Source organism: Acinetobacter sp. SCLZS86 (assembly GCF_021560715.1).
Classification (GTDB): Bacteria; Pseudomonadota; Gammaproteobacteria; order Pseudomonadales; family Moraxellaceae; genus Acinetobacter; species Acinetobacter towneri_A.
On the sequence record NZ_CP090864.1, the window covers coordinates 667,785 to 690,141 of the forward strand.

Below are 22,357 nucleotides of genomic sequence, written 5' to 3' on the forward strand. Positions count from 1 at the left end.
ATTGAATTTACATGTCAGATATTAAAACTCTCCGCAACATCGCAATTATTGCGCACGTTGACCACGGTAAAACAACTCTTGTGGATAAACTTTTACAACAATCGGGTGCACTCGGTGAACGAGCGGGCGAGATTGAGCGTGTCATGGATTCAGGCGCTATTGAAAGTGAACGTGGTATTACCATTCTTGCAAAAAACACAGCAATCAAATGGTTAGATAAACGTACTGATACTGAATACCGTATCAATATTGTCGACACCCCAGGACACGCCGACTTCGGTGGTGAAGTTGAACGTGTAATGTCGATGGTTGACTGCGTACTTCTTTTGGTAGACTCTCAAGAAGGCCCAATGCCACAAACTCGTTTCGTAACGCAAAAAGCGTTCGCACGTGGTTTAAAACCAATCGTGATCATCAACAAAGTCGACAAGCCAAGCGCGCGTCCAGACTGGGTAATTGATCAAGTATTCGACCTGTTCGATAACTTAGGTGCAACTGATGACCAATTAGACTTCCCAGTTGTTTATGCTTCAGGCTTACGTGGTGTTGCTGGTCCTTCTCCAGAAGAATTAGCTGAAGATATGACTCCGTTGTTCGAAACAATTGTCGATATCGTTGAGCCACCAGCGGTTGACGTTGATGGTCCATTCCAAATGCAAGTATCTTCACTTGACTATAACAGCTTCGTAGGCGTTATCGGTATTGGTCGTATCCAGCGCGGTTCGGTGAAGCTAAATACACAAGTAACTGTGATTGACCAAGATGGCAAAACACGTAACGGTCGTATCTTAAAAATCATGGGTTATCATGGTTTAGATCGCGTTGACGTTGAATCTGCTTCTGCAGGCGATATCGTTTGTGTAACAGGTATGGACGAACTCCATATTTCTGACACCATCTGTGATCCGAAAAATGTTGAAGCTTTACCGCCGCTTTCCGTAGATGAACCTACAGTATCGATGACATTCCAGGTAAACAACTCACCGTTTGCTGGTAAAGAAGGTAAGTTCGTAACTTCACGTAATATCCGTGAACGTCTAGACCGCGAATTGATTCACAACGTAGCACTTCGTGTTGAAGATACTGACAGTCCAGACCGTTTCAAAGTATCTGGTCGTGGTGAACTTCACCTTTCTGTATTGATTGAAAACATGCGTCGTGAAGGCTTCGAAATGGGCGTATCGCGTCCGCAAGTCATCTTGAAAGAAATTGATGGTGAAAAACAAGAGCCATACGAAAACGTGACTTTTGACGTTGAAGAACAGCACCAAGGCGCTGTAATGGAACAAATGGGTCACCGTAAAGGCGAAATGACCAATATGGAAGTTGACGGTAAAGGCCGTATCCGTATTGAAGCAACTGTGCCTTCACGTGGCTTAATTGGTTTCCGTTCTGAATTCCTGACCATGACTTCTGGTACAGGGATCATGACGTCTAGCTTCTCGCACTACGGTCCAATGAAAGCAGGTCAAGTAGCGAAACGTCAAAACGGTGTGTTGATTTCTATGGTTCAAGGTACGTGCTTGGGCTATGCATTGTTCAGCTTACAAGACCGTGGTCGTTTATTCGCTAAACCTCAGTTAGAAGTTTACGAAGGTATGATCGTCGGGATTAACTCTCGTTCAGACGACATGGTGGTTAACCCAACCAAAGCGAAACAGTTAACTAACGTACGTGCTTCTGGTACGGATGATGCGTTGACACTAGTGCCTGCAATTGAATTCACGCTTGAGCAAGCACTTGAATTTATTGAAGACGATGAGCTGGTTGAAGTAACACCAAAATCAATTCGTATCCGTAAGCGTTGGTTGACTGAAAACGAACGTAAACGTAACCGCGATAAATAATAGAATATCGTGATTCAAAAAACCGCTAAATACGTTTAGCGGTTTTTTTATGCCAATTAGGCGATTATTTTTGAACATAAAATCAATCTTGACCAAAGTGTAAAATTACATAATGCTATAAATACAAACTCAATTTGTAACATAATATAATGTATACTGCGTCACAAAATTAACTCATAAAAATACTGGAGAGCTGTATGAGTATTATTCAAGAATTTAAAGAGTTTGCCATTAAAGGCAACATGATCGACTTGGCTGTCGGTGTGATTATTGGTGGGGCATTTGGTAAAATTGTTGACTCATTAGTGAAAGATATCATCATGCCATTGATTACTGTGATCACTGGCGGTGGTGTGGATTTCACACAAAAGTTCTTTGTTTTGGGCGATAACCCAAACAATTTACAGTCTTTAGATGAGTTAACCAAAGCAGGTGTAAATGTCCTGACCTATGGTAACTTCCTTACGATTTTAATTAACTTCATTATTTTGGCATGGGTGGTATTCTTAATGGTGAAAATGATTAATCGTATGCGCCGTAAACAAGAAGAAGCAGCGCCAGAACCAGCAGCAACGCCAGAAGATATCGCGTTGCTACGTGAAATTCGTGATGAATTGAAAAAACGTCAATAATTTTTAATACGCAATCAAAACAAACGGCGCTTTATGCGCCGTTTTGTTTGGGTAGAGTTTTAGTTGAATTAAGATTATTTCTGAATTTTATAAGGTTCGATAATTTCTTTGAATCTTTTAGTAATCTTAGTTTGAAAGTATGAGCCTTGCTGTAACCATTTTTTATCAGATATAAGATCCTCAACTTGACTTAACACGATGTCATGTGGGTAGATGAAAAGCTGTTTATCTTCAAAAAATGCAATATAGAGGTTTTTTCCACAATATTTTTTATCAAAAGATATATTACCTTTAAGTTGAATTTTGATATCAGAAACACCATCAATATGCATAGCAATACAATCTGCACCGTTCCAATCATCATTAAGCCAAATACAATTATAGCCATAATTAGAAAGTATTGCTGCCATTTGATGGAAGTTATAATTTTCTTTAGCTTTAGGGTTTAGTTTTAGATAATCAATTTTTTTAAATCGTATAGGGTTTTCTACAAACATTATAAATTACATCCGAAACTTTACTTCTACCAAATGAAAACCAAACTGACTTTTTACAGGGCCGTGTAGTACGCGTTCTGCTGCGGTAAACACTAATTTATCAATCACGGGTACCAATTGTCCTTTTTTGACCTCACCCAATTCCCCACCTTTTTTTCCTGAAGGGCAGGTCGAAAATTGTTTGGCAATTTTGGCAAAATCAGCACCTGATTGAATCCGCTTTTTCAGTTGTTCACAGGTTTCTTTATCTTTCACTAAGATATGACGCACAATAGCGGTTCTCATACTTTTTTACCTCGTTTGCTTGTTGCAGCTTTAGTCGAAGTGAGTACTTTTTTCAAAGGCTGACATTCAGGACAAAATACCGAGGCACGTTGGCCCAGTTTTAAATTTTCTAGTGTGGTTTCACAGTTCACACACATTTCACCTGCACGTCCATACGCCAACAAGGTTTGCTGAAAATAGCCATTTTCGCCCATCGCATTACTGTAATCACGCAAGGTCGAACCGCCTAAATCAATCGCTTGTTTTAAAATGCGTTTGATTTCGAGCACCAGTTTTTCAATCTGTTTCAAACTGAGTGATGATGCAGGTTGTGCAGGGTGAATACCTAAATTAAACAGACTTTCCGTGGCATAAATATTGCCCACACCCACCACGACATGGTTATCCATAATTGCAACTTTGATGCCAACATTTTTGTTTTTGAACTTCTGTGCAAGATAGTCGGGGTTAAAGGCATCACTCAACGGCTCAGGGCCAAGTGGATCTATCAGTTTGAGTTGAGAGCTTTCATTTAGCCATAAAATACAGCCAAAGCGACGTGGGTCATGGTAGCGCAATTGTATATCTTCAAACTGAATAATCAGATGGTCGTGTTTGCGTAAATCTTCCTGCGCATCGCAAAGACGAAAACTGCCCGACATGCCTAAATGCCACAACATGCTGTCCTGTTCAAATTGCGCCAGAATGTATTTGGATCTGCGGGTCAATTGCAGGAATTTTTGTCCTGTGAGTTTATGTAGGTTTTCTGGAATGGGCCAGCGTAAATTGGCTTGACGCACTTCTACATTCAGGACTTTTTGATCAAGTAGCGGCAATAGACTAGTTTTGGTAGTTTCAACTTCTGGTAATTCTGGCATGGTACAAATTCAATCCGCTTGTAGAAATTAAGCAGGCAAGGACATACAGTAATGCGCTTAATATTGGGCATTATCCATAGAATGCAAGCCATGGTGTGCTGTCGCAAAATTATTCTGTGTAAAACAAAAGCAGGCTTTTCAAAAACCATACAACACGTTATAAATAAATCATTTTTGAACATCTACTATAGGGAAAAACCATCTAAAACAGATGGCAGATTCTGAGTGATTACTTCTTTTTTATTTAATGATTCGCTTTTGGTGAATCGCACTGTATGAGGGCTTGCAGCGTGACATTACTTTTTCAGCCGATTCAATTTGGATCACTGCAACTTGCCAACAAAATTATTATCGCTCCGATGTGTCAATATTCTGCCAATGAACAAGGTGAGTTGAGCTATTGGCATGAGCAGCAATGGGCCAATTATGCCTTGTCGGGTGCAGGGATGTGCATTGTAGAAGCCACCGCAGTACAGGCTGAAGGGCGTATCAGCTATGCAGATTTAGGCTTATGGAATGACATGCAGCGTGCGCAGCTTAAAGCCTTATTGCATAAAGTTAAAAGTTTATCGCCTATGCCATTTGCTGTGCAGTTGGCACATGCGGGACGTAAAGCCTCAACCGACAAACCGTGGCAGGGCAAAGGACAGTTTAGCCCAAGTGATGCACATGGTTGGCAGACTGTATCGGCCAGTGAGTTACCATTTCAACCGCACGAACATCCTCCGCATGCTTTAACGCAAGATGAAATTCAACAGGTGATTGCAGACTTTGCCAGTGCCGCAGTACGAGCTGTGGATGCAGGTTTTGATTTAATCGAAATTCATGCTGCACATGGTTATTTGCTGCATCAATTTATGTCACCACTGTCTAATCACCGCCAAGATGAATATGGCGGCAGTTTGGAAAATCGGATTCGCCTTACATTGGAAGTATTTCAAGCGATTCAAAATGCTGTACCAAAAGGCTATCCAATTGGGGTGCGAATTTCTGCAACAGACTGGATGGATGATGCAGATGGCTGGAATGTGGAATCTTCTGTGGGTTTGGCAAAGGCACTAGAGCATTTAGGTGCGGCTTATATTCACGTGTCTAGCGGCGGTTTGCATGTCGATCAAAAAATTGATGTGCATGCGGGTTATCAAACGCCGTTTGCTCATGCAATTAAGCAAGCTGTAAAAATCCCTGTAATTGCGGTGGGTTTGATTACTGAAGCGATGCAGGCAGAAGGTATTTTGCAATATGAACAAGCCGATGCAATTGCGATAGCACGTGCCATTTTATATGACCCACGTTGGCCATGGCATGCTGCGGCAGAATTGGGCGAAAAAATTGAAATTGCCCCGCAATATTTACGATGTCAGCCGCATGGGTTCCGTACTTTATTTGCGCCGTTTAAATCAACAGATACGGAAGTGGAATCCTAATATTTTATCTGCTTAAAATAAGTGAAACTTACACTATTTTGCCGTGCTTTATCGGGAGCTTCGGTGTAAGCTAAATCAGTAAAACCATGTCGATCATGGGCAACACTGAAAAAGGATGTCAGGGTGTTACTGAGTATTTTATTTCCCATTTGTACTGTGGTGCTGTTGGGATATTTTGCCGTAAAAAGCCAGTTTATTGAGACCAGTGCGATTCAGGTTCTAGGGCAGTTTGTTATGAAAGTTGCCTTGCCTGCATTTTTATTACAGGCCTTGGCCAGTAAGAGTTTGGCAGAAATTTGGCATCCTGCCTACTTTTTAGGCTATGGTGTCGGCTCTATTCTGCTGTTTATCTTTGCTTTTTTATTGTATCGGCATTATTTTAATTCAAGTTTAACCCATGCCAGTGTTTTGGCAATGGGTGCATCAATGTCGAATACAGGATTTATTGGCACTGCTATTTTGACTTTGTTGATTGGCAGTCAATCTGCAATTTATTTGTCTTTAACTTTAATTGTCGAAAATTTAATTATTGTGGCATTGATGCTGATTTTGGCAGAACGAGGACTACAATCTTCAGCGAAATCAGGTGGGCAAGTGTATGCCGAAACTGTGCAGCGCTTACTGAAAAATCCAGTCATTTTATCTATTTTATTGGGCATGTTGTGTGTATTCTTGAATTTCAAACTGCCGCAAGCTATTGCACGAGTATTGGAAATGTTGGGAAAAACGGCTTCACCTTTGGCTTTATTTGTGATTGGTGGAAGTTTGGTCGGCATGCAAATCAAGTCGGTGAATTTGCAAAGTATTGTTTTGGTTGCATTCAAAGTATTGCTGATGCCACTCACGATTTTTGGAATTTTATGGGCATTAGATGTGAACCGAGAAATGCTATTTGTCGGGACTTTGCTTGCGGCTTTACCCATGCCAATTGCCTTTGGTATTTTCGGGCAGCACTATGGTTTACATGAAAAAGCCTTAGCCCCCTTGGTGTTGAGTACAATATTGGGTTTTGTGATGGTGGCGATTTTATTGACACAATCGGGTAAATATTTATAGCAACGGTATCGAAGTGCTCAAATCACAAAAAAGTCTGTATCACGCTGATACAGACTTTTTTTAAAATTTCTCTGATTAATAGCCTTTATAAAGAAACTCTCTTAACTTTTCTTTGCTGTCGCTTTGTTGGAAGCTTTTGCTTGATCTGCCATCATTTTTTCAACCACAGCCAATGATTCTTTGGCTTGTGGTATATTTTCCTGTGCCAGGGTGGCAAAAATCTTTTTCGCTTCAGGCAAGTTTTGTGGCACGATATTACCGTTCACAAATATATTGCCTACTGCCATCAGTGCAGGAATATAGCCCTTTTGTGCCAAGTTCTGAATGCTTTGCAACCCTTGTTTTATGGGTGCTTGATCTTTGTTTTTAAAGCCTGCGCTAATATCATACAAGGCTTTGGCATGTATGGCTTGAGAATGACCTTTAGCAATTAAGGGTTGTAATAGTTTTAAACCTTTTTGATCAGATGCTGCCGTATTTTCTGAGAAATATAAAACGGCTAAATCTACTGCGGCATCATTAAAACCTTGACTGGATGCAGTCTGTAAATATTGTTTGGCTTTGGCGGTATCCTGTTTTAAACCCAGTGCGCCAGTGAGATAGTTTTTACCTAAAACATAACTTGCAACAGGGTAGCCTTTTTGAGCAGCTTGCTCATACAACTGAATGGCTTTCTTTTCATTTTTTGCTGTGCCTTGTCCAGTTTGCGTCAAATAGCCTAAGTTATATATGGCTTGTGCATTGCCTGCTTTGGCAAGCTTTTCTAATTCCTGAAAAGCATCTTTAACTTTATTGGCTTGCATTAATTGTTCAATCTTGGCAAAAGCAGGATCGGTTGTAATGTTACTATTTGCCATGCTGATGCTGCTAGATAGGACGATTGCGCCCGCCATGAGTAGTTTTTTTATCATTTGAGTTTTACCTTGTTCTCTTTTGCACATCATTCCATTGATGTACGTTTTGTTTTTACAGTGGTGCATTCATCATAAGTTGAAATGTGTGAATGTAAATATAAAAAATGTGTACGAATGCTTTTTTTTCATTGTCATTTGAAGGGAATCTTGCGACTCCCTTAACCTGAGCGGGTGGAATCTATTTTATTGCGGACGTGCAACATCGCCATTTAAATGTTCAGGTAAATCTAACACTTGTACAGATAATTCTTGCAAAGCACTTGGTCTAGCAACCACTAACGCTTTAAAGCCATCTGCAGTTGCTACGCTATTCACCACTTCTACATCATTATTCAGTTTGGCGGCAGGTGCAGGTGCTTCGCCTGAACCCTGAATTAAATGCAACCAGCGTTTTGGTTTGGCTTTAAACCATAAACGTGCCACCACTTCCTGACCCAAATAACAGCCTTTGTCGTAATGCACGCCATCTCGTTGATGCAAACGCAATTCCTGTGGCTGAAACAATTCTGCTGTTGAGGCTTGAATCCACGCTTGACCTGCATCAATGGCTTGTAGCTGCCATGCATTTAAATCGGTGACTTCAGCTGAAAATGCAGTTTGATTGCCGTGAATGGTTGGGTAAACCGTACCGATGGTTTCAAGCTGCATTTTTGAAAATGCACCAAACTTTTTAATGTGTTTGGTTAAATCTTCTGCTTGGTCAGCTGTGCTGACGATTTCAAAGCATTCAGACGAGATTTTTTTCAGCCACAAACCAAACTGAACGCGTCCTTTCAAACTACAAATTGAGGTATAACACGTTGTATTTTCAGCTAATGTTTCGACATTGACTGTTACCTGTCCTTGCAGGAATTTTTGTGCATCGACACCGTTTAAACTTAAAGCACAGAAAGCTAAATCGCGCATGAATAACCTTTCAAAATGAAATCTAAGACTAAAGAATGAGGTCAATTTTGCGCTATTTTTCAAAAAAAAGCATTTTTAGGGCAAGAATTTTACTCGAAATGTAATTAAATATTTCAAAAATGCCTATTTTTATACTTAAGTTTATGAAATATATAAGATTTGGGAAATGGGTTTTTGGCAGCGTACAATGCTTTCGACGGGTGGAAACAATCATCCCATAAGATGTTGAGAACAATAGAGTAAGGGCGAATACCAGATGAATAACAACTACCGCAAACCACTGCAAGGCACTCAGCTCGATTTTTATGACGTACGACAAGCCGTTGAAGAGATCCAGCCAGGCGCCTATGCCAAACTTCCTTATACCTCAAAAGTACTTGCAGAGCAGTTGGTGCGCCGTTGTGATCCTGCAATTTTAGAACAATCTTTAAAACAGTTGATTGAACGTAAACAAGAGCATGATTTTCCGTGGTATCCAGCACGTGTGGTATGTCACGACATTTTAGGTCAAACTGCGCTGGTAGATTTGGCAGGCTTGCGTGATGCGATTGCCGATCAAGGTGGTGATCCTTCTAAAGTGAATCCTGTCGTACCTACCCAGTTAATTGTCGATCACTCTTTAGCTGTGGAGTATGGCGGTTTCGACCCAGATGCATTCCGTAAAAACCGTGAAGTGGAAGATCGTCGTAATGAAGACCGTTTCCACTTTATTGAATGGACGAAAACTGCGTTTGAAAATGTTGATGTGATTCCTGCGGGCAATGGCATCATGCACCAGATCAATCTGGAAAAAATGTCTCCAGTGATTCAAAACCGTGAAGGTCTGGCATTCCCAGATACTTGTGTCGGTACAGACTCACATACACCACATACCGATGCTTTAGGTGTCATTTCTGTGGGTGTAGGCGGTTTAGAAGCTGAAAACGTGATGTTGGGTCGTGCTTCTTGGATGCGTCTGCCAGATATTATTGGTGTTGAGTTGGTTGGTGAGCGTCAGGCAGGTATTACGGCAACAGACATCGTGTTGGCTTTAACCGAGTTTTTGCGTAAAGAGCGTGTCGTCGGTGCTTATTTAGAATTTTTTGGTGAAGGCGCAGATAGCATGTCGGTGGGTGATCGTGCCACGATTTCCAACATGACACCTGAATATGGTGCAACTGCTGCCATGTTCTATATCGATCAAAACACCATCGACTATTTAACCTTAACAGGTCGTGAAGCAGAACAGGTCAAACTGGTTGAAAACTATGCCAAAGAAATTGGTCTTTGGGCATCTGAAATGACTCAGGCAGAATATCCACGTGTATTACGTTTTGACCTTTCAACGGTAACTCGTAACATTGCAGGTCCTTCGAATCCGCATGCGCGTGTATCAACTGCTGACCTGAAAGAAAAAGGCATTGCAGGTGTGGTAGAAAACCGTACGGATGGCTTGATGCCAGATGGTGCGATCATCATCGCAGCAATTACTTCTTGTACCAATACTTCAAACCCACGTAATACTGTAGCAGCAGGCTTGTTGGCACGTAAGGCTAATGAGTTAGGTTTAGTACGCAAACCTTGGGTGAAATCATCTTTTGCGCCAGGTTCTAAAGCAGCAGCATTGTATTTAGAAGAAGCAGGCGTACTAAAAGACTTGGAAAAACTCGGCTTTGGTATTGTGGCTTATGCATGTACCACCTGTAACGGTATGTCTGGCGCATTAGACCCAGCGATTCAACAAGAAATTATTGACCGTGACTTGTATGCGACTGCGGTACTTTCGGGTAACCGCAACTTTGATGGTCGTATCCATCCGTATGCAAAACAAGCATTTTTGGCATCTCCACCGTTGGTTGTGGCTTACGCGATTGCGGGCACTATTCGTTTTGACATCGAAAAAGATGCTTTAGGTACAGATCAAAAGGGTAATCCAATTTATCTGAAAGATATTTGGCCGTCAGATGAAGAAATTGATGCTTTGGTAAAAGCGTCGGTTAAACCTGAACAATTCCGCCAAGTGTATATTCCAATGTTCGACTTGGGCGAGTCGAAAAAATCTGAAAGTCCACTTTACGACTGGCGCCCACAAAGTACTTATATCCGCCGTCCGCCATACTGGGAAGGTGCATTGGCGGCTCCACGTACATTGGCCAATATGCGTCCGTTGGCAATTTTGGGCGATAACATCACTACTGACCATTTATCTCCATCGAATGCGATTGTTTTAGATTCGGCAGCAGGGGAGTATTTGGCAAAAATGGGCTTACCAGAAGAAGATTTCAACTCTTATGCAACGCACCGCGGTGATCACTTGACTGCCCAACGCGCAACTTTGGCGAATCCGAAATTGTTTAATGAAATGGTGGTACGTTCAGACGGCACAATTAAGCAAGGTTCTAAAGCGCGTGTTGAGCCAGAAGGCGAAGTAATGCGTATGTGGGAAGCGATTGAAACTTATATGAACCGCAAGCAGCCGTTAATTATTATTGCGGGTGCAGATTATGGTCAGGGTTCAAGCCGTGACTGGGCTGCAAAAGGTGTGCGTCTTGCGGGCGTGGAAGCAATTGTCGCTGAAGGTTTTGAGCGGATCCACCGTACCAACTTGGTGGGTATGGGCGTATTGCCTCTTGAGTTTAAAGCAGGTGTAAACCGTAAAACTTTAGGTTTGGATGGTACGGAACTTTATAGCGTGATTGGTAACATTGCGCCACGTTCAACTTTGACTTTGGTGATTGAGCGTTCAACGGATGATGGTAAAAACCAAACGATTGAAGTGCCAGTAACTTGTCGTTTAGATACCGAAGAAGAGGTTTCGGTGTATGAAGCGGGCGGTGTATTGCAACGCTTTGCGCAGGACTTCTTGGAAGGGAATGTGGCTTGATGATGTTTTAAGAATCTTCTTTAATTTTTCTTCTTTAAAGAAATGTTAGAGAATGATTATTGTTGAGAAAAGACCTCATTGTTAAGTGAGGTCTTTTTTTTTTGGAAGATGAATATATTGTGAATTAAACAGCAAACTCCTTGTAAACCTAACTTAATTTTCTAAAAAGTATCTTTCATTCAAAAAATCAGCAGTTATCAAAAACAATAAAATTTAAAAGCACTAGTTTTTTGGTTAAAAATTATTCAATAAATACCTATCATAAGGTATGTATCAAAAATAATGGAGTAGACCAATGACTACCGCAAAAGTTTTTATGACAGGACGAAGTCAAGCCATTCGATTGCCTAAAGAATTTCGCTTTGAAGGCAAAGAAGTTGAAATCTTTCGTCGTGGTGATGAAGTGATTCTTCGTGAAAAACCAGTCACGGTAGATCGGTTATTTAAAGCGTTATCCCAAATGCCAAATGACTTTTATGCAGATGAAAGAGAAGATCTGCCGCCTCAAGAACGGGAAATGTTCTAATGCAAGTACAATATTTATTAGATACAAATATTTGTATTTACATTATTAAATACCAACCTGAAATTGTGCGTCAGTATTTTGAAAAACATCTTCCGCATCGAAATATATTAATTTCTGTCATTACGTTGGGAGAATTACGTTTTGGTGCAGAAAAAAGTCAACATAAAGAAAAGGCTTTAAAAGTCATAGATGAATTAACATCAATGATTCAAGTGGTTGAATTGGATGAAAATGTTGCACACCATTATGCAGAAATACGCCAGAACTTTGCATCTAAGGGGCAGATCATTGGCGCAAATGACTTATGGTTAGCAGCACATGCACGTGCAAATCATTGGGTCATGGTTACCAATAACGAAAAAGAATTTACTCGTGTCGATGGATTAAAAGTCGAAAACTGGGTATCTAATCCTTTGTAATTGAGTTAGATTTTTTATAAAAATCATCCTTCGCCCAACTGCCCTCATCACCTGTCAAAATGGACAATAGACAATCATCACAGAATAGATATACTGGATTGACCATTTCTAAACCACACGGAGAACAAAGATGGTAACTGCAGGTGATAAACCAGGAACAGGCTTCTATTTTTGTGTCCAATGCGGGCATCGCGTTTACTTAGAAATTGGTACAGACCGTCTACCACCGTGTACCAAATGCCATGGCACCCAATATAACAACAAGGTTGCCTAAGCTACACGACATAAAACAGCAGATCCTGTTTTAATCTAAAGCCCTATCACCCGATGGGGCTTTTTGCTATTTTACCTAAAGAAAACCCAAGGCAATGAGGTAAAACATGGAAACAATACTCGGTTTATGTGTCGGCATTGGGCTAAGTGCTGCCAGTGGTTTTCGGGTTTTTGTGCCTTTGCTGGTCATGAGTGTTGCGGCGCTCATGGGTTGGTTTGAACCTTTAAAAGGTTTTGAATGGTTGGCAATGCCTGCGGTTTGTCTGGCTTTGACTGTGGCAACAATCAGTGAAATTGCTGCGTATTATGTGCCGTGGGTCGATAATTTACTCGACACCGTCGCAACACCTGCTGCCATGATTGCAGGTACACTCACCACAATGGCTGTAAGCAGTGGTGAAATGTCGCAATTTACCAGTTGGGCTTCAGCCATTATTGTCGGTGGCGGTACAGCAGGTGTTGTGCAAATGAGCACAGTGGCGGTGCGTGGTGTATCAACCGCAACCACGGGCGGTGTTGCTAATCCTGTAATTTCAACAGGAGAGTGGATTGGGGCTGCCGTACTTTCAGTGTTGTCTTTCATTGTGCCTGTATTGGTGGTTTTTGTGGTGCTACTGACCTTAATTTGGGCAATTCGCTGGATTCGAGGCAAAAAGAAAGTTGTTGAATCCTCCACATAGATTTTTAGTCAGTTTGAAAATATTCGAAAATAAGCGTGGTAATAAATTTAATATTTAAGCTTTATTTGATAATTTAAATACATAAAAAATGTATATTTGGGAAATTTTTTAAAATATGACTTAAAAAGTGATAAAAATTTTAAAAATTAATCAAAATAAAATCATTTCGGGGAAACAATCCCATCTTCAAATCACTACTATATATCTCAAGGGTGTGATGGGGATCGAAAAGAGTAGATTGCTACCAGTTGCGTACAACGTGCGTGTAGTACTTACCCAAAAGGTCTCGATTCGGCTTAGGACGCTATAAACCAGAAGTTTATAGGCTATAAGATCATGGCTTATCCAGCATGATAGTTGAAGTAAACCACAGTTGTTTTCCCTAACACCCTAAAGAACATTGTTAAAAATATAAAAAACAAGATCAAGTAAATAAAATCAAGATAAAATAAAAACTTAAATGAATTTCAAACCATCTTTCAGCTACAAAACTCTCATCAAATTTTTCATTCAAATCTGTTAATTTGCAATAATCATCTACATCTAATTAGGTGGGATATGAGTGTTGATTACGATTTTTGGTGTCGTTTATTACTGACCTGCGCACTGATTAACTATGCCATTTTAATGCTGTGGTTTGTGGTGGTGATTTTCGCGCATGACTGGCTTCGACAGTTACATGGCAGATGGTTCAAACTGTCAGATGCAAGTTTTGATGCCATTCATTATGGCGGCATGGCAGTCTATAAAATTGGGGTATTACTATTGAATATCGCGCCACTTATCGCGCTATATATGATGCGACCTTAATTTAAAACTCTATAAACAAACATCGAAAAGCATAGAAACAACCGCTTTAAACAGTACATTAAAAACACACGGTCATCGAAATAGAGGCGAAAAGCCCGCAATTTAAGGAGTTGGTAAACATGAATCAATTTAAACCTGCACTGATTTTAGGCGGTCTAATTTGTTTGGGGATGGTGCTTGCGGGTTGGATTTTGGGCAATAGCGCACTTAAAATTAAACAGTATGAGCGTGTGGTTTCAGTCAAAGGTTTGTCTGAGCGTGAAGTAAAAGCCAATGTGGCGGTATGGCCAATTCGTTTTAGTACAGCCAGTCAAGACTTGGCAGCGTTATATGACACCATGCAAAGCCAAACCTCCCAAATTCAAAACTTTTTAAAAAATGAAGGTTTTAGCCCTGAAGAAATGACCATTGCTGCACCTGTAATTACCGATAAATACGCCCAACAATATGGTGGCGATGGCAATGTCGCTTTACGTTATACCGCACATCAAACCATTACGGTCTATACTAAAAATATTGATAAAGTGCGCAGCGCACAAAGTCGCTTGGTCGATTTAGGTAAAAATGGAATAGCCTTTGGTGGTGAAGATTATGGGCAACGCACCGAATATTTATATACCCAACTCAATGACATTAAACCTGCCATGATTGAGCAAGCCACACAAAATGCCCGCAGTGTTGCAGAAAAATTTGCTGCAGATTCTGACAGTCGTTTAGGCAAAATTAAATCGGCCAATCAGGGTGTATTTAGTATTGAAGACCGTGACAGCAATACCCCTTATTTGAAAAAAGTTCGTGTGGTGTCTACGGTGGAATACTATTTAGCAGACTAAGTTTGGAAGACTAAGTTTCGCAGACTAAGTTTGACAGATTGAGCTTGGCAGACTAAGCCAATTAAAAATCTAAATTTTTACACTAAAAAGCACATCGCCCGACTGAATTGACAGTTCGGGCTGTGCTTGATATTTTGCCCGCACCGCTTTGTATGCTGTATGTTCATGGCTTTAAACGACAACTTTATTTATGCACCTCCACAAGAGCCTTTAAAAATTGTCTATGAAGATGACGATTTATTGGTGATTGATAAGCCTGCAGGTTTATTGTCTGTGCCTGGACGTTTGCCTGAACATCACGACAGCGCATATTTAAGAGTGCTCGCAAATTATCCTCAGGCAAAAATTGCCCATCGTTTAGATATGGCGACCTCAGGTATTCTCATGTTTGCCAAGCACCGTGATGCAGAAGTCGCCTTGAGCAAAATGTTTCAGGCGCGAACAGTCGAAAAAAACTATAATGCGTTAATTCAAGGCAAACTTGAAGGTGAGGGCAGTGTCGATGTGCCTTTAATTACTGACTGGGAAAACCGTCCACGGCAAATTGTGCATTTTGATTTAGGTAAACCTGCGCAAACGCTGTATCAGGCTTTGGAATATTGTGCGGTTGAAGATGTTACCCGTGTGTTGCTCACCCCGATCACAGGGCGCTCGCATCAGTTACGAGTACACATGCAATATATTGGACATCCCATTACAGGCGATAAGTTATATCATCCTGAGCCTCAAAAAAGCACGTTAGGTCGGATGGCGCTGCATGCCAGTTATTTGGCTTTCACACAACCTTTAAGCCAAGTTCCTGTTGCAATTCGGGCACAGCCTCCTTTTTAGAGATTTTTGGATTCAATTTTCTAACAGGCGCATATTTTTCAATTTTTTTGTGAAAATACTCAAAAATTGGGATAGTCTTCGTGCCGTTAACTCGCTAACGTATCCTTAGAGCTGTCGTTATTCATTTGCCTTGGCATAAATGAAGGAGGTGAATGACTCGCTGTTTTAAAATTTTGTGTTTTTGAGTGTGGTGGGCTGTCAAAGCGGGTTAGAAAGCGTCTTTAAAACTGAAGATGACTTTTCAGCATCTGGCAGACCAATGCGGGGTAGAGTCATATGCTGTATATATTGGCTGCAATCATTATTGTATTGGTGGTGATTATTTTTTGGCAATCTCAGCGTAGCCGTGAGTTATCTGCCAGCATTCAATCGTTACAAAGCAATTTAGACCGCACTCGCTCCAATTTAGCGTCCGATGAGTTGGAAAGTAATGAATTAGAGCATCAGCTGGCTGTGCTACGCATTGAAATAGGCAGTTTAAAAGGTCGTTTAGAAACCTTGCAGAACTATCAACATATTTTAGACGTTGAGCAATATGTATTAGAACGTCGCCAACAAGTTGAAATGTTTGTAGAAATGGTTAAATCCGAAGCGGAAAATACGCGGGAGCAGTGCAAGCAACAAGTTGAAAAAGTCCGAGATTTTTTAGCCGAGCATGAGCAAAAAACCAAAGCCAAAATGCTTAAAACTGCACAAGATCAATTGGGTGCTTTTTATAACTTGGTTGAAGAACGTCAGCAACTCGAACAGATTATGACCGCGCTGTATCATAAAATTGAAAATCATACGCCTGATTTTCAGTTGCCTGCTCAGCAGCTATTGGATGATCTGATTGAAGGTTATGGCTACAGTGATGCAGCACAACACTTGCAGCAAGTACGACACAAGATTCAAGATGCAGTGAAAAATCAAGAAGTTGCGCATTGTGCTTTTGTCGATGAGCAACGCCGTCTAGCGGCAGTGACGTTACTGACTCAAGCATTTAATAGTAAGGCAGATTTATATTTGGCGCAGCTGACTGAACATAATTTGGCTGATTCGCTTCAAGCTTTGCAGGATGATTTTACTTTGCTGAATCATTATGCCGCTGCATTTGGACACGCAAAAATTCTGGACTCTTATTTAACACTTCGACAAGAAGAATTAAAGTTTGCCGCTTTGCTGTTGGCATTTAAACAGAAAAGCTCTTGTCAGATGCCACAAATTAACCTGGCTGCAAATGCTTAGAGCAATTGTAGTGTCATGTAAAAGCAAGCTTTTGGGTGTTTCAGACTAAAGTCAGTGTATAACGAAATGAAAATTGAGTCCTTAGGGCAAATTTGTGCTATGTTGAATTCACTATTTTGTCACTTGCCAGATATATATTGGCTAAAAAGATAACAAGGATATTCGCATGACACGTGACTATGAACAATTCCCTGATGATGATAATGGCAATGTACTTTGGCAAATGCATGAAGATGGGGATGACCTGACAGAGCCACATGAGATTGAGTACTCCATCGCATTTACCACACAAGAACAAGCTGAAAAATGTGCTTTGTATTTGTTGGCTGAAGAACAAAAAATTTCATTATTCCAAGATGAAGAATCTGACGCAGTTGAATGGATCATTACCATTTATGTTTACATGGAACCAGAGTATTCAGACATTGTTGATTTAGAACAATGGTTCAGCAAAATTGCTGAAGAACATGGCGGTGAATACGATGGTTGGGGCTGTATGGCTTACGTCTACGATGATGAAGACGAAGACGATTACGAAGATTAAATTGGCTAGCTAAAAAGCATGTGATGATCACATGCTTTTTTATTTGTAATACATAATCTGCTGCCTAAAACTCTGGCACTGATAAAGTCATCATGAAAGATGCAGAGGTGCAAATATGGATATTGCAATCAAACGCGCTTATCTTGAAGCGACTCAGGCAGATGGAACACGGGTATTGGTTGATCGTTTGTGGCCGCGCGGTGTGAGCAAAGAACGTGCTCGTATCGACTTATGGCCCAAAGAAATTACGCCCTCGACTGAACTGCGCAAATGGTATCATCAAAACCCTGAGCAACATTGGAATCAGTTTCAGCAGCGTTATACAGCTGAATTAGCAGAGCAAGAAGAGGCTTTACAGGCGTTGTGTGAACTGGCACAGCAGCAAAAAATCACTCTGGTCACAGCAGCTAAAGATGAGCAGCACAATCATGTGGTGGTGTTAAAACGCGTGATGCTGCAACGCTTAGCACAGTCCAATTAAAGAGTTTTATTTGATTATCCTTATGCTTTATAAGGTTTTTAAGTTTATGAAAATTCAGTAAAAAATGTTATAATAAAGTTTTTGAGGTTTTTTATGTCTTTGCCAAATTGCCCAAAATGCCAGTCGGAATATACTTATGAAGATGGTGACTTGCTTATTTGCCCAGAATGCTCACACGAGTGGAAAGAAGGGGAACAGCTAGAAGAAGCTGCTGCAGTAATTAAAGATGCAAATGGTAATGTGTTAGCAGATGGCGACACGGTAACCGTGATTAAAGACCTTAAAATTAAAGGTTCTTCTGCTGCTGTAAAAGTAGGAACTAAAGTGAAAAATATCCGTTTAATTCCAGATGCAGCAGATGGTCACGATATTGATTGTAAAATTGATGGTATGGGCGCAATGAAATTAAAATCTGAGTATGTGAAAAAAGCTTAAGTTTAAGCAGATTTCAACAGCGCAGGCGACTTGAGTTGCCTGCGCTTTTTTATGGAGTTTATAAAAGTATTTTAGTATTCAAATTGAGCAACAATAACTTTAAGAGTGTACAAAATTAATACTGTTTTCTTGTGCCTAAGTCCTTTATATTTTAAGTGAAAAGAATAATTTTTAGGCAGTTTAAAGCCTAGCATCATTCAACAACACACTTCACCACTCATAAGAAAACTGGGGGCAAGTATGTCAGGATGGTTTGAGATTTCACAAGCAAGCAATGGTCAGTACCGCTTTGTACTTAAAGCTGGGAATGGCGAAATTATCTTAACCAGTGAACAGTATAAGGCGAAAGCATCGGCAAAAAATGGCATCGCTTCGGTACAAAAGAACAGTCAGGATGATGGGCGTTATGATCGACTGACATCTAAGAATGATAAGCCGTATTTTAATTTAAAAGCTGCCAACCATCAGATTATTGGTACGAGTCAGCTCTATACTTCTGAACAATCACGTGACAAAGGCATTGAGTCAGTGAAAACCAATGGCGCAAGCACCACGGTCAAGGATTTAACACAGGAATCGTAATTTTTTACATTAAATCTTGATGTTCAATTGCATTAGAAAAGCATGCTCTGGCGTGCTTTTTTATTGAGCTGAGTAGGCAAGGTGCTAAATTTAGCTTTGATTGAGCCGTTGAATTATAGATGACCATTTCAGGAGTTGCGAAGATTATGAATTTCAGATGCAATCTAAAAATATTGCTGGCGATCAGTGGTTTATTCGGTAGTGTTGGTATTTTTGCAGCACCGATCACTGCTGAAAAAACGATTGCTTCAAGCCAGTCGACTGCTTTGCAAGGACTGTATTTTCAGCATCAAGATTGGGAGTTGGCCTGTGATAATACAGGAACCTGCCGTGCCGCAGGCTACCAAAGCGATGATGATTTTGAACAACCGATCAGTATGTTATTGACCCGTCAAGAAGGTGCAAAGAGTGCTGTACAAGGGCAATTGCAAATTCAAGAAGATATTGCTCAAGCGACTTTATTTTTAAATGGACGCACTTTGCAACAATTAAACTTTCATGAAAGTATCGCCAATTTATCTGCTGCCAGTGTGCAAAAGCTGTTGGCGCAGGCGCGTCAGCATGCAGTGATCGAGTTAAAACATGGTCAACAACGCTGGAAATTGTCTGATGCAGGCATGAGTGCAGTGTTGCTAAAAATGGATGAATTTCAAAAACGTGTGGGTACAGACTCCGCAATATTGGCAAAAGGCAATCAAGCATCCACGCAGGTCTTAAAAGCGCAAGCGATGCCTAAAATTAACATTCTCATGCAGCCTCAACACCGAACCGCCAAAGCACAGGTGCTTACCGCGGCCAGTGCAGAAAAGTTATATCCAATTTTACAAAAAACCGTAGATCGTGAAGATTGTTATATGCTGTTTGAACCTGAACAAGCAGAACAGCAAATTCATACTTATCCTTTAAATCAGGATAGGGTGTTAGTTGAGGCAAATTGTTGGCGTGGGGCTTATAATTGGGGTGTGGCTTATTGGGTCATGGATAAAAAATTGCAAAAAATACAGCAATTTGTAACGGATTCAGCTTCAGAATTTAGCAATGGGCAGATTTTTTCCTATCAAAAAGGTCGTGGTATTGGCGATTGTTTTAGTCAAATTGAATGGGCGTGGAATGGTCAGCAGTTTGTCAAAAGCTATCAGTTTGATGCAGGACAATGCAAAGGTTTTGCAGGCAGTGCGTGGGACATGCCAAGCTTTGTCAGCAAGGTTGAATAGATGACACTCACCAATAAAAGCTGAATTTTTAGATAAATTTTGAACTAGATGGATTCACTGTTTAAGTCGTGTGTGCGACTAACTTTTCCATTATTTCATCTAATTTTTTCAGTCGCTTGATGTCATCCCATAAAGTTTTAGCTTCAGGATAATGCTTCGACATCATGCCAAGCCATTGTTTATAACGCCCAATCATTCCGACTCCGGTCTTAAATTGACCATTTAAAAAGCGTTGTTGCAACTCAACCAAATCCTGCCATGACAAAACAGCTCGATCCTTATTCTGACGGATACATAAGGTTAAATCTGGTGTTGTGACTGCACCACGTCCAATCATCAAATCTTGACAATGTGATTGTTGCAAGCATGCTTTGGCATCTGCATTATTCCAGATTTCACCATTGGCAATGACATTGATTTTTAGTGCTTCAGTAATCGGCTGAATTTTTTCCCAGTAGGCGGGTGGGGTATAACCATCGGCTTTGGTTCGTGCATGCACTGTAAGCCAACTTGCGCCAGCATCTTCTATGGCATGCGCATTATCGAGGGTGTGGTTCTCGTCTAAATAACCAAGGCGCATTTTTGCTGAAATGGGAATATGTGCAGGAACAGCATCACGAACAGCTTTTACCAGTTGGTGTACTGTTTCTGGCTCATCCAGTAAGACAGAACCACCACGATGACGGTTGACCGTTTTGGCGGGGCAGCCAAAGTTTAGATCAATCGCTGGAGCGCCAAGTGCCACCACTTTGGCAGCATTGGCAGCGAGCATGTCAGGGTTATTGCCAAGGAATTGCACATGCACAGGCGTGCCTGCTGCGGTTTTGCCATCGGTTTTAAGTTCTGGGCAAAAACTATAGTAAATATGGTCGGGTAGTACACTTTCGGTAATACGGATAAACTCAGTGACACACCAATCAAAACTGCCAACATGAGTGAGCACATCACGCATAATTGGATCAGTTAAGCCTTCCATGGGTGCAAGAATGAGTTTCAATGTGTTAGACCTAAATAAGGAAAAAGCGGTTATACCCATTATTCAACCACTTGTCTAGCAAAAGCCGTTTGATGATGAAAACCCGATGCCATTGCTTATAAAGAGGCAAAAAATCATCTCATTAGGCCTCTTTCATAAGTCTTTTAAACCCCTCTTGCGGAGCATTGCTCCTCATCCCCCTTCTCAAGGGGGACTTAGGGGGTTATGAAAGAAGTCTATTAATTACAAGCTTGAGATAACTCATTTATACAAATATTATTCTACCTGCTCAGTTGCTTTTTGGCGGTTTTGAGAAAATTCAATTCCCCAGGCGACGCACCAGATGGCCAAAATAAACGGAAAAGTTAAGGCCGGTAATGACAGGATAAACATGAGTTTGGTAAAGCCCACGGAGAGAAAAATAGCCAATAAACAAAGCCATTTGTGTGGGGTGAGTAATAAAACAGCAAAAGCCGCCAAGACCGCATTATAGCTATACATGCCTGCAGCAATTTCTGTATTTGGCCACTGCAATAAAAAAGCCACTAGCATGCCTAAAGTTGCAGCAATAACGGCCCATAGCGCATGTTTGGCATTGTTCACCAAAATTGCCACTATAAAAATAAGACCCGACCAACTATTGGCTTGCAACATTACTTGTCCAAAACTTTGTAAAACACCATCTAGAGTAAATATTCCTAAACTCACAGCAGCTAAGTCAATCATTTGCTGGGGGATAACGGCAAAGATGAGCCATAATGTGAACACAAAAGGGAAGGTATAAGGCTTGAGTTGATAGCTTTGCATCATATGCATGATCAACGTAGCAAAAATACTGCCGCACAGGAGTAAGCCAAATGTCAGTATAGAAACTGGATAGAAGTAACTGACACCAATCGCAACCAAGGCGCTGTTAAAACCATATAGTCCTGCTGAAATAGACGCAATTGGATATTTACACAGTTTTGCCCAAAGTGTGCCAATTGCTGCCCCCAAAATTGCGACGCACGCTAGACGAAGTGAATGGACGGCGATACCTAAAAGAAATAATAGTCCAGTTGCAGCATTTTCTTGCAACATGATTTGTCCTAAACCACGAAAGACAGTTTGAGTATAGGATTTGATAGTATTCATTATGTACTTCACTGTATTTTAAAACTTTTTATTAGATGTGTATTTTACATGGCACATAATAAGTACACTTTCAGCGCAAAAGAAATCTGAGCTTTGGTTTGTTTATGC

General features: G+C 40.8%; 25 protein-coding genes. 18 read left to right on the top strand and 7 right to left on the bottom strand.

What is annotated here, in order from left to right; genetic code table 11:
• The first annotated feature begins 11 nt into the window (after window positions 1-11).
• Entirely contained in the window at window positions 12-1,847 is a 1,836-nt protein-coding gene (typA, locus tag LZP46_RS03045) for a translational GTPase TypA (RefSeq protein ID WP_236094643.1), read from the top strand.
• Between the two features lie 197 nt (window positions 1,848-2,044).
• Window positions 2,045-2,479: a large conductance mechanosensitive channel protein MscL gene (gene mscL, locus LZP46_RS03050; protein WP_236094644.1), complete on the top strand. Its 435-nt coding sequence runs from the start codon at window positions 2,045-2,047 to the stop codon at window positions 2,477-2,479.
• 74 nt (window positions 2,480-2,553) lie between these two features.
• Here the strand turns inward: mscL and LZP46_RS03055 are convergent, their stop codons facing one another.
• From LZP46_RS03055 to mutM, 3 genes are read right to left on the bottom strand one after another with little or no spacing between them, the layout of a single operon-like run.
• Window positions 2,554-2,976, bottom strand: a complete 423-nt coding sequence (locus LZP46_RS03055; RefSeq protein ID WP_236094645.1) for a hypothetical protein — start codon at window positions 2,974-2,976, stop codon at window positions 2,554-2,556.
• 6 nt (window positions 2,977-2,982) lie between these two features.
• A complete protein-coding gene (locus LZP46_RS03060) occupies window positions 2,983-3,261 on the bottom strand; it encodes a peptidylprolyl isomerase (RefSeq protein WP_004972420.1) in 279 nt (92 codons plus the stop codon).
• Window positions 3,258-4,118, bottom strand: a complete 861-nt coding sequence (gene mutM / locus LZP46_RS03065) for a bifunctional DNA-formamidopyrimidine glycosylase/DNA-(apurinic or apyrimidinic site) lyase (RefSeq protein WP_236094646.1) — start codon at window positions 4,116-4,118, stop codon at window positions 3,258-3,260. The genes LZP46_RS03060 and mutM overlap by 4 nt, the downstream gene beginning before the upstream one ends.
• 290 nt (window positions 4,119-4,408) lie before the next feature.
• Between mutM and LZP46_RS03070 the strand changes: the two genes are divergently transcribed.
• Window positions 4,409-5,545 carry an NADH:flavin oxidoreductase/NADH oxidase gene (locus LZP46_RS03070; RefSeq protein ID WP_236094647.1) on the top strand — a complete coding sequence of 379 codons (1,137 nt, stop codon included), beginning with the start codon at window positions 4,409-4,411 and terminating at the stop codon, window positions 5,543-5,545.
• Between the two features lie 123 nt (window positions 5,546-5,668).
• Window positions 5,669-6,601, top strand: a complete 933-nt coding sequence (locus LZP46_RS03075) for an AEC family transporter (protein WP_236094648.1) — start codon at window positions 5,669-5,671, stop codon at window positions 6,599-6,601.
• 101 nt (window positions 6,602-6,702) lie between these two features.
• Here LZP46_RS03075 and LZP46_RS03080 read toward each other — a convergent pair whose 3' ends face one another.
• Window positions 6,703-7,509 (bottom strand): tetratricopeptide repeat protein, encoded by an 807-nt coding sequence (locus LZP46_RS03080; RefSeq protein WP_236095164.1) that lies wholly within the window; start codon window positions 7,507-7,509, stop codon window positions 6,703-6,705.
• Between the two features lie 189 nt (window positions 7,510-7,698).
• Window positions 7,699-8,421 (bottom strand): CAF17-like 4Fe-4S cluster assembly/insertion protein YgfZ, encoded by a 723-nt coding sequence (ygfZ, locus tag LZP46_RS03085; protein ID WP_236094649.1) that lies wholly within the window; start codon window positions 8,419-8,421, stop codon window positions 7,699-7,701.
• Between the two features lie 256 nt (window positions 8,422-8,677).
• Here ygfZ and acnD point away from each other — a divergent pair, with 256 nt between their 5' ends.
• The 14 genes from acnD to LZP46_RS03155 all read left to right on the top strand — a co-directional run bounded on the left by acnD (window position 8,678) and on the right by LZP46_RS03155 (window position 20,139).
• On the top strand, window positions 8,678-11,284 hold the full coding sequence (gene acnD / locus LZP46_RS03090; RefSeq protein ID WP_236094650.1) for a Fe/S-dependent 2-methylisocitrate dehydratase AcnD: 2,607 nt from the start codon (window positions 8,678-8,680) through the stop codon (window positions 11,282-11,284).
• A 295-nt stretch (window positions 11,285-11,579) separates the two neighbouring features.
• Window positions 11,580-11,810 (top strand): antitoxin, encoded by a 231-nt coding sequence (locus LZP46_RS03095; protein WP_004972406.1) that lies wholly within the window; start codon window positions 11,580-11,582, stop codon window positions 11,808-11,810.
• Window positions 11,810-12,229, top strand: coding sequence for a type II toxin-antitoxin system tRNA(fMet)-specific endonuclease VapC (vapC, locus tag LZP46_RS03100; RefSeq protein WP_136144745.1), 420 nt, complete (start codon window positions 11,810-11,812; stop codon window positions 12,227-12,229). The genes LZP46_RS03095 and vapC overlap by 1 nt, the downstream gene beginning before the upstream one ends.
• Window positions 12,230-12,359: 130 nt before the next feature.
• Entirely contained in the window at window positions 12,360-12,503 is a 144-nt protein-coding gene (locus tag LZP46_RS03105; protein WP_004972403.1) for a zinc ribbon-containing protein, read from the top strand.
• Between the two features lie 106 nt (window positions 12,504-12,609).
• A complete protein-coding gene (locus tag LZP46_RS03110) occupies window positions 12,610-13,182 on the top strand; it encodes a DUF4126 domain-containing protein (RefSeq protein ID WP_236094651.1) in 573 nt (190 codons plus the stop codon).
• 558 nt (window positions 13,183-13,740) lie between these two features.
• Entirely contained in the window at window positions 13,741-13,992 is a 252-nt protein-coding gene (locus tag LZP46_RS03115; protein WP_004972400.1) for a DUF6868 family protein, read from the top strand.
• Between the two features lie 119 nt (window positions 13,993-14,111).
• A complete protein-coding gene (locus tag LZP46_RS03120; RefSeq protein ID WP_230244007.1) occupies window positions 14,112-14,825 on the top strand; it encodes an SIMPL domain-containing protein in 714 nt (237 codons plus the stop codon).
• Between the two features lie 165 nt (window positions 14,826-14,990).
• Entirely contained in the window at window positions 14,991-15,656 is a 666-nt protein-coding gene (locus LZP46_RS03125) for an RluA family pseudouridine synthase (protein ID WP_236094652.1), read from the top strand.
• A 276-nt stretch (window positions 15,657-15,932) separates the two neighbouring features.
• Window positions 15,933-16,883, top strand: a complete 951-nt coding sequence (locus tag LZP46_RS03130; protein ID WP_236094653.1) for a DUF5660 family protein — start codon at window positions 15,933-15,935, stop codon at window positions 16,881-16,883.
• A 166-nt stretch (window positions 16,884-17,049) separates the two neighbouring features.
• Window positions 17,050-17,427 carry a ribonuclease E inhibitor RraB gene (locus tag LZP46_RS03135; protein WP_004972392.1) on the top strand — a complete coding sequence of 126 codons (378 nt, stop codon included), beginning with the start codon at window positions 17,050-17,052 and terminating at the stop codon, window positions 17,425-17,427.
• 115 nt (window positions 17,428-17,542) lie between these two features.
• Complete coding sequence (locus LZP46_RS03140; protein ID WP_236094654.1) at window positions 17,543-17,908, top strand: DUF488 domain-containing protein; 366 nt, start codon at window positions 17,543-17,545, stop codon at window positions 17,906-17,908.
• Window positions 17,909-18,001: 93 nt separating this feature from the next.
• Window positions 18,002-18,343 carry a zinc ribbon domain-containing protein YjdM gene (locus LZP46_RS03145; protein ID WP_236094655.1) on the top strand — a complete coding sequence of 114 codons (342 nt, stop codon included), beginning with the start codon at window positions 18,002-18,004 and terminating at the stop codon, window positions 18,341-18,343.
• Window positions 18,344-18,583: 240 nt separating this feature from the next.
• Window positions 18,584-18,925, top strand: a complete 342-nt coding sequence (locus tag LZP46_RS03150) for a YegP family protein (protein WP_004972386.1) — start codon at window positions 18,584-18,586, stop codon at window positions 18,923-18,925.
• A gap of 146 nt (window positions 18,926-19,071) precedes the next feature.
• Window positions 19,072-20,139, top strand: a complete 1,068-nt coding sequence (locus LZP46_RS03155) for a DUF1176 domain-containing protein (protein ID WP_236094656.1) — start codon at window positions 19,072-19,074, stop codon at window positions 20,137-20,139.
• Window positions 20,140-20,200: 61 nt separating this feature from the next.
• On the opposite strand, the gene LZP46_RS03160 is transcribed toward LZP46_RS03155, so the two are convergent.
• Both LZP46_RS03160 and LZP46_RS03165 read right to left on the bottom strand, forming a co-directional pair.
• Entirely contained in the window at window positions 20,201-21,136 is a 936-nt protein-coding gene (locus LZP46_RS03160) for a tRNA dihydrouridine synthase (RefSeq protein WP_236094657.1), read from the bottom strand.
• A 255-nt stretch (window positions 21,137-21,391) separates the two neighbouring features.
• Complete coding sequence (locus LZP46_RS03165; RefSeq protein WP_236094658.1) at window positions 21,392-22,249, bottom strand: urea transporter; 858 nt, start codon at window positions 22,247-22,249, stop codon at window positions 21,392-21,394.
• Window positions 22,250-22,357 lie beyond the last annotated feature (108 nt).

Coding starts and splice junctions, on each gene's coding strand:
- typA (WP_236094643.1), top strand. CDS start 12: ATGTCAGATATTAAAACTCTCCGCAACATCGCAATTATTGCGCACGTT.
- LZP46_RS03150 (WP_004972386.1), top strand. CDS start 18,584: ATGTCAGGATGGTTTGAGATTTCACAAGCAAGCAATGGTCAGTACCGC.
- LZP46_RS03165 (WP_236094658.1), bottom strand. CDS start 22,249: ATGAATACTATCAAATCCTATACTCAAACTGTCTTTCGTGGTTTAGGA.
- mutM (WP_236094646.1), bottom strand. CDS start 4,118: ATGCCAGAATTACCAGAAGTTGAAACTACCAAAACTAGTCTATTGCCG.
- mscL (WP_236094644.1), top strand. CDS start 2,045: ATGAGTATTATTCAAGAATTTAAAGAGTTTGCCATTAAAGGCAACATG.
- LZP46_RS03145 (WP_236094655.1), top strand. CDS start 18,002: ATGTCTTTGCCAAATTGCCCAAAATGCCAGTCGGAATATACTTATGAA.
- LZP46_RS03105 (WP_004972403.1), top strand. CDS start 12,360: ATGGTAACTGCAGGTGATAAACCAGGAACAGGCTTCTATTTTTGTGTC.
- LZP46_RS03115 (WP_004972400.1), top strand. CDS start 13,741: ATGAGTGTTGATTACGATTTTTGGTGTCGTTTATTACTGACCTGCGCA.
- ygfZ (WP_236094649.1), bottom strand. CDS start 8,421: ATGCGCGATTTAGCTTTCTGTGCTTTAAGTTTAAACGGTGTCGATGCA.
- LZP46_RS03135 (WP_004972392.1), top strand. CDS start 17,050: ATGACACGTGACTATGAACAATTCCCTGATGATGATAATGGCAATGTA.
- LZP46_RS03140 (WP_236094654.1), top strand. CDS start 17,543: ATGGATATTGCAATCAAACGCGCTTATCTTGAAGCGACTCAGGCAGAT.
- acnD (WP_236094650.1), top strand. CDS start 8,678: ATGAATAACAACTACCGCAAACCACTGCAAGGCACTCAGCTCGATTTT.
- LZP46_RS03125 (WP_236094652.1), top strand. CDS start 14,991: ATGGCTTTAAACGACAACTTTATTTATGCACCTCCACAAGAGCCTTTA.
- LZP46_RS03095 (WP_004972406.1), top strand. CDS start 11,580: ATGACTACCGCAAAAGTTTTTATGACAGGACGAAGTCAAGCCATTCGA.
- LZP46_RS03060 (WP_004972420.1), bottom strand. CDS start 3,261: ATGAGAACCGCTATTGTGCGTCATATCTTAGTGAAAGATAAAGAAACC.
- LZP46_RS03130 (WP_236094653.1), top strand. CDS start 15,933: ATGCTGTATATATTGGCTGCAATCATTATTGTATTGGTGGTGATTATT.
- LZP46_RS03110 (WP_236094651.1), top strand. CDS start 12,610: ATGGAAACAATACTCGGTTTATGTGTCGGCATTGGGCTAAGTGCTGCC.
- vapC (WP_136144745.1), top strand. CDS start 11,810: ATGCAAGTACAATATTTATTAGATACAAATATTTGTATTTACATTATT.
- LZP46_RS03155 (WP_236094656.1), top strand. CDS start 19,072: ATGAATTTCAGATGCAATCTAAAAATATTGCTGGCGATCAGTGGTTTA.
- LZP46_RS03120 (WP_230244007.1), top strand. CDS start 14,112: ATGAATCAATTTAAACCTGCACTGATTTTAGGCGGTCTAATTTGTTTG.
- LZP46_RS03055 (WP_236094645.1), bottom strand. CDS start 2,976: ATGTTTGTAGAAAACCCTATACGATTTAAAAAAATTGATTATCTAAAA.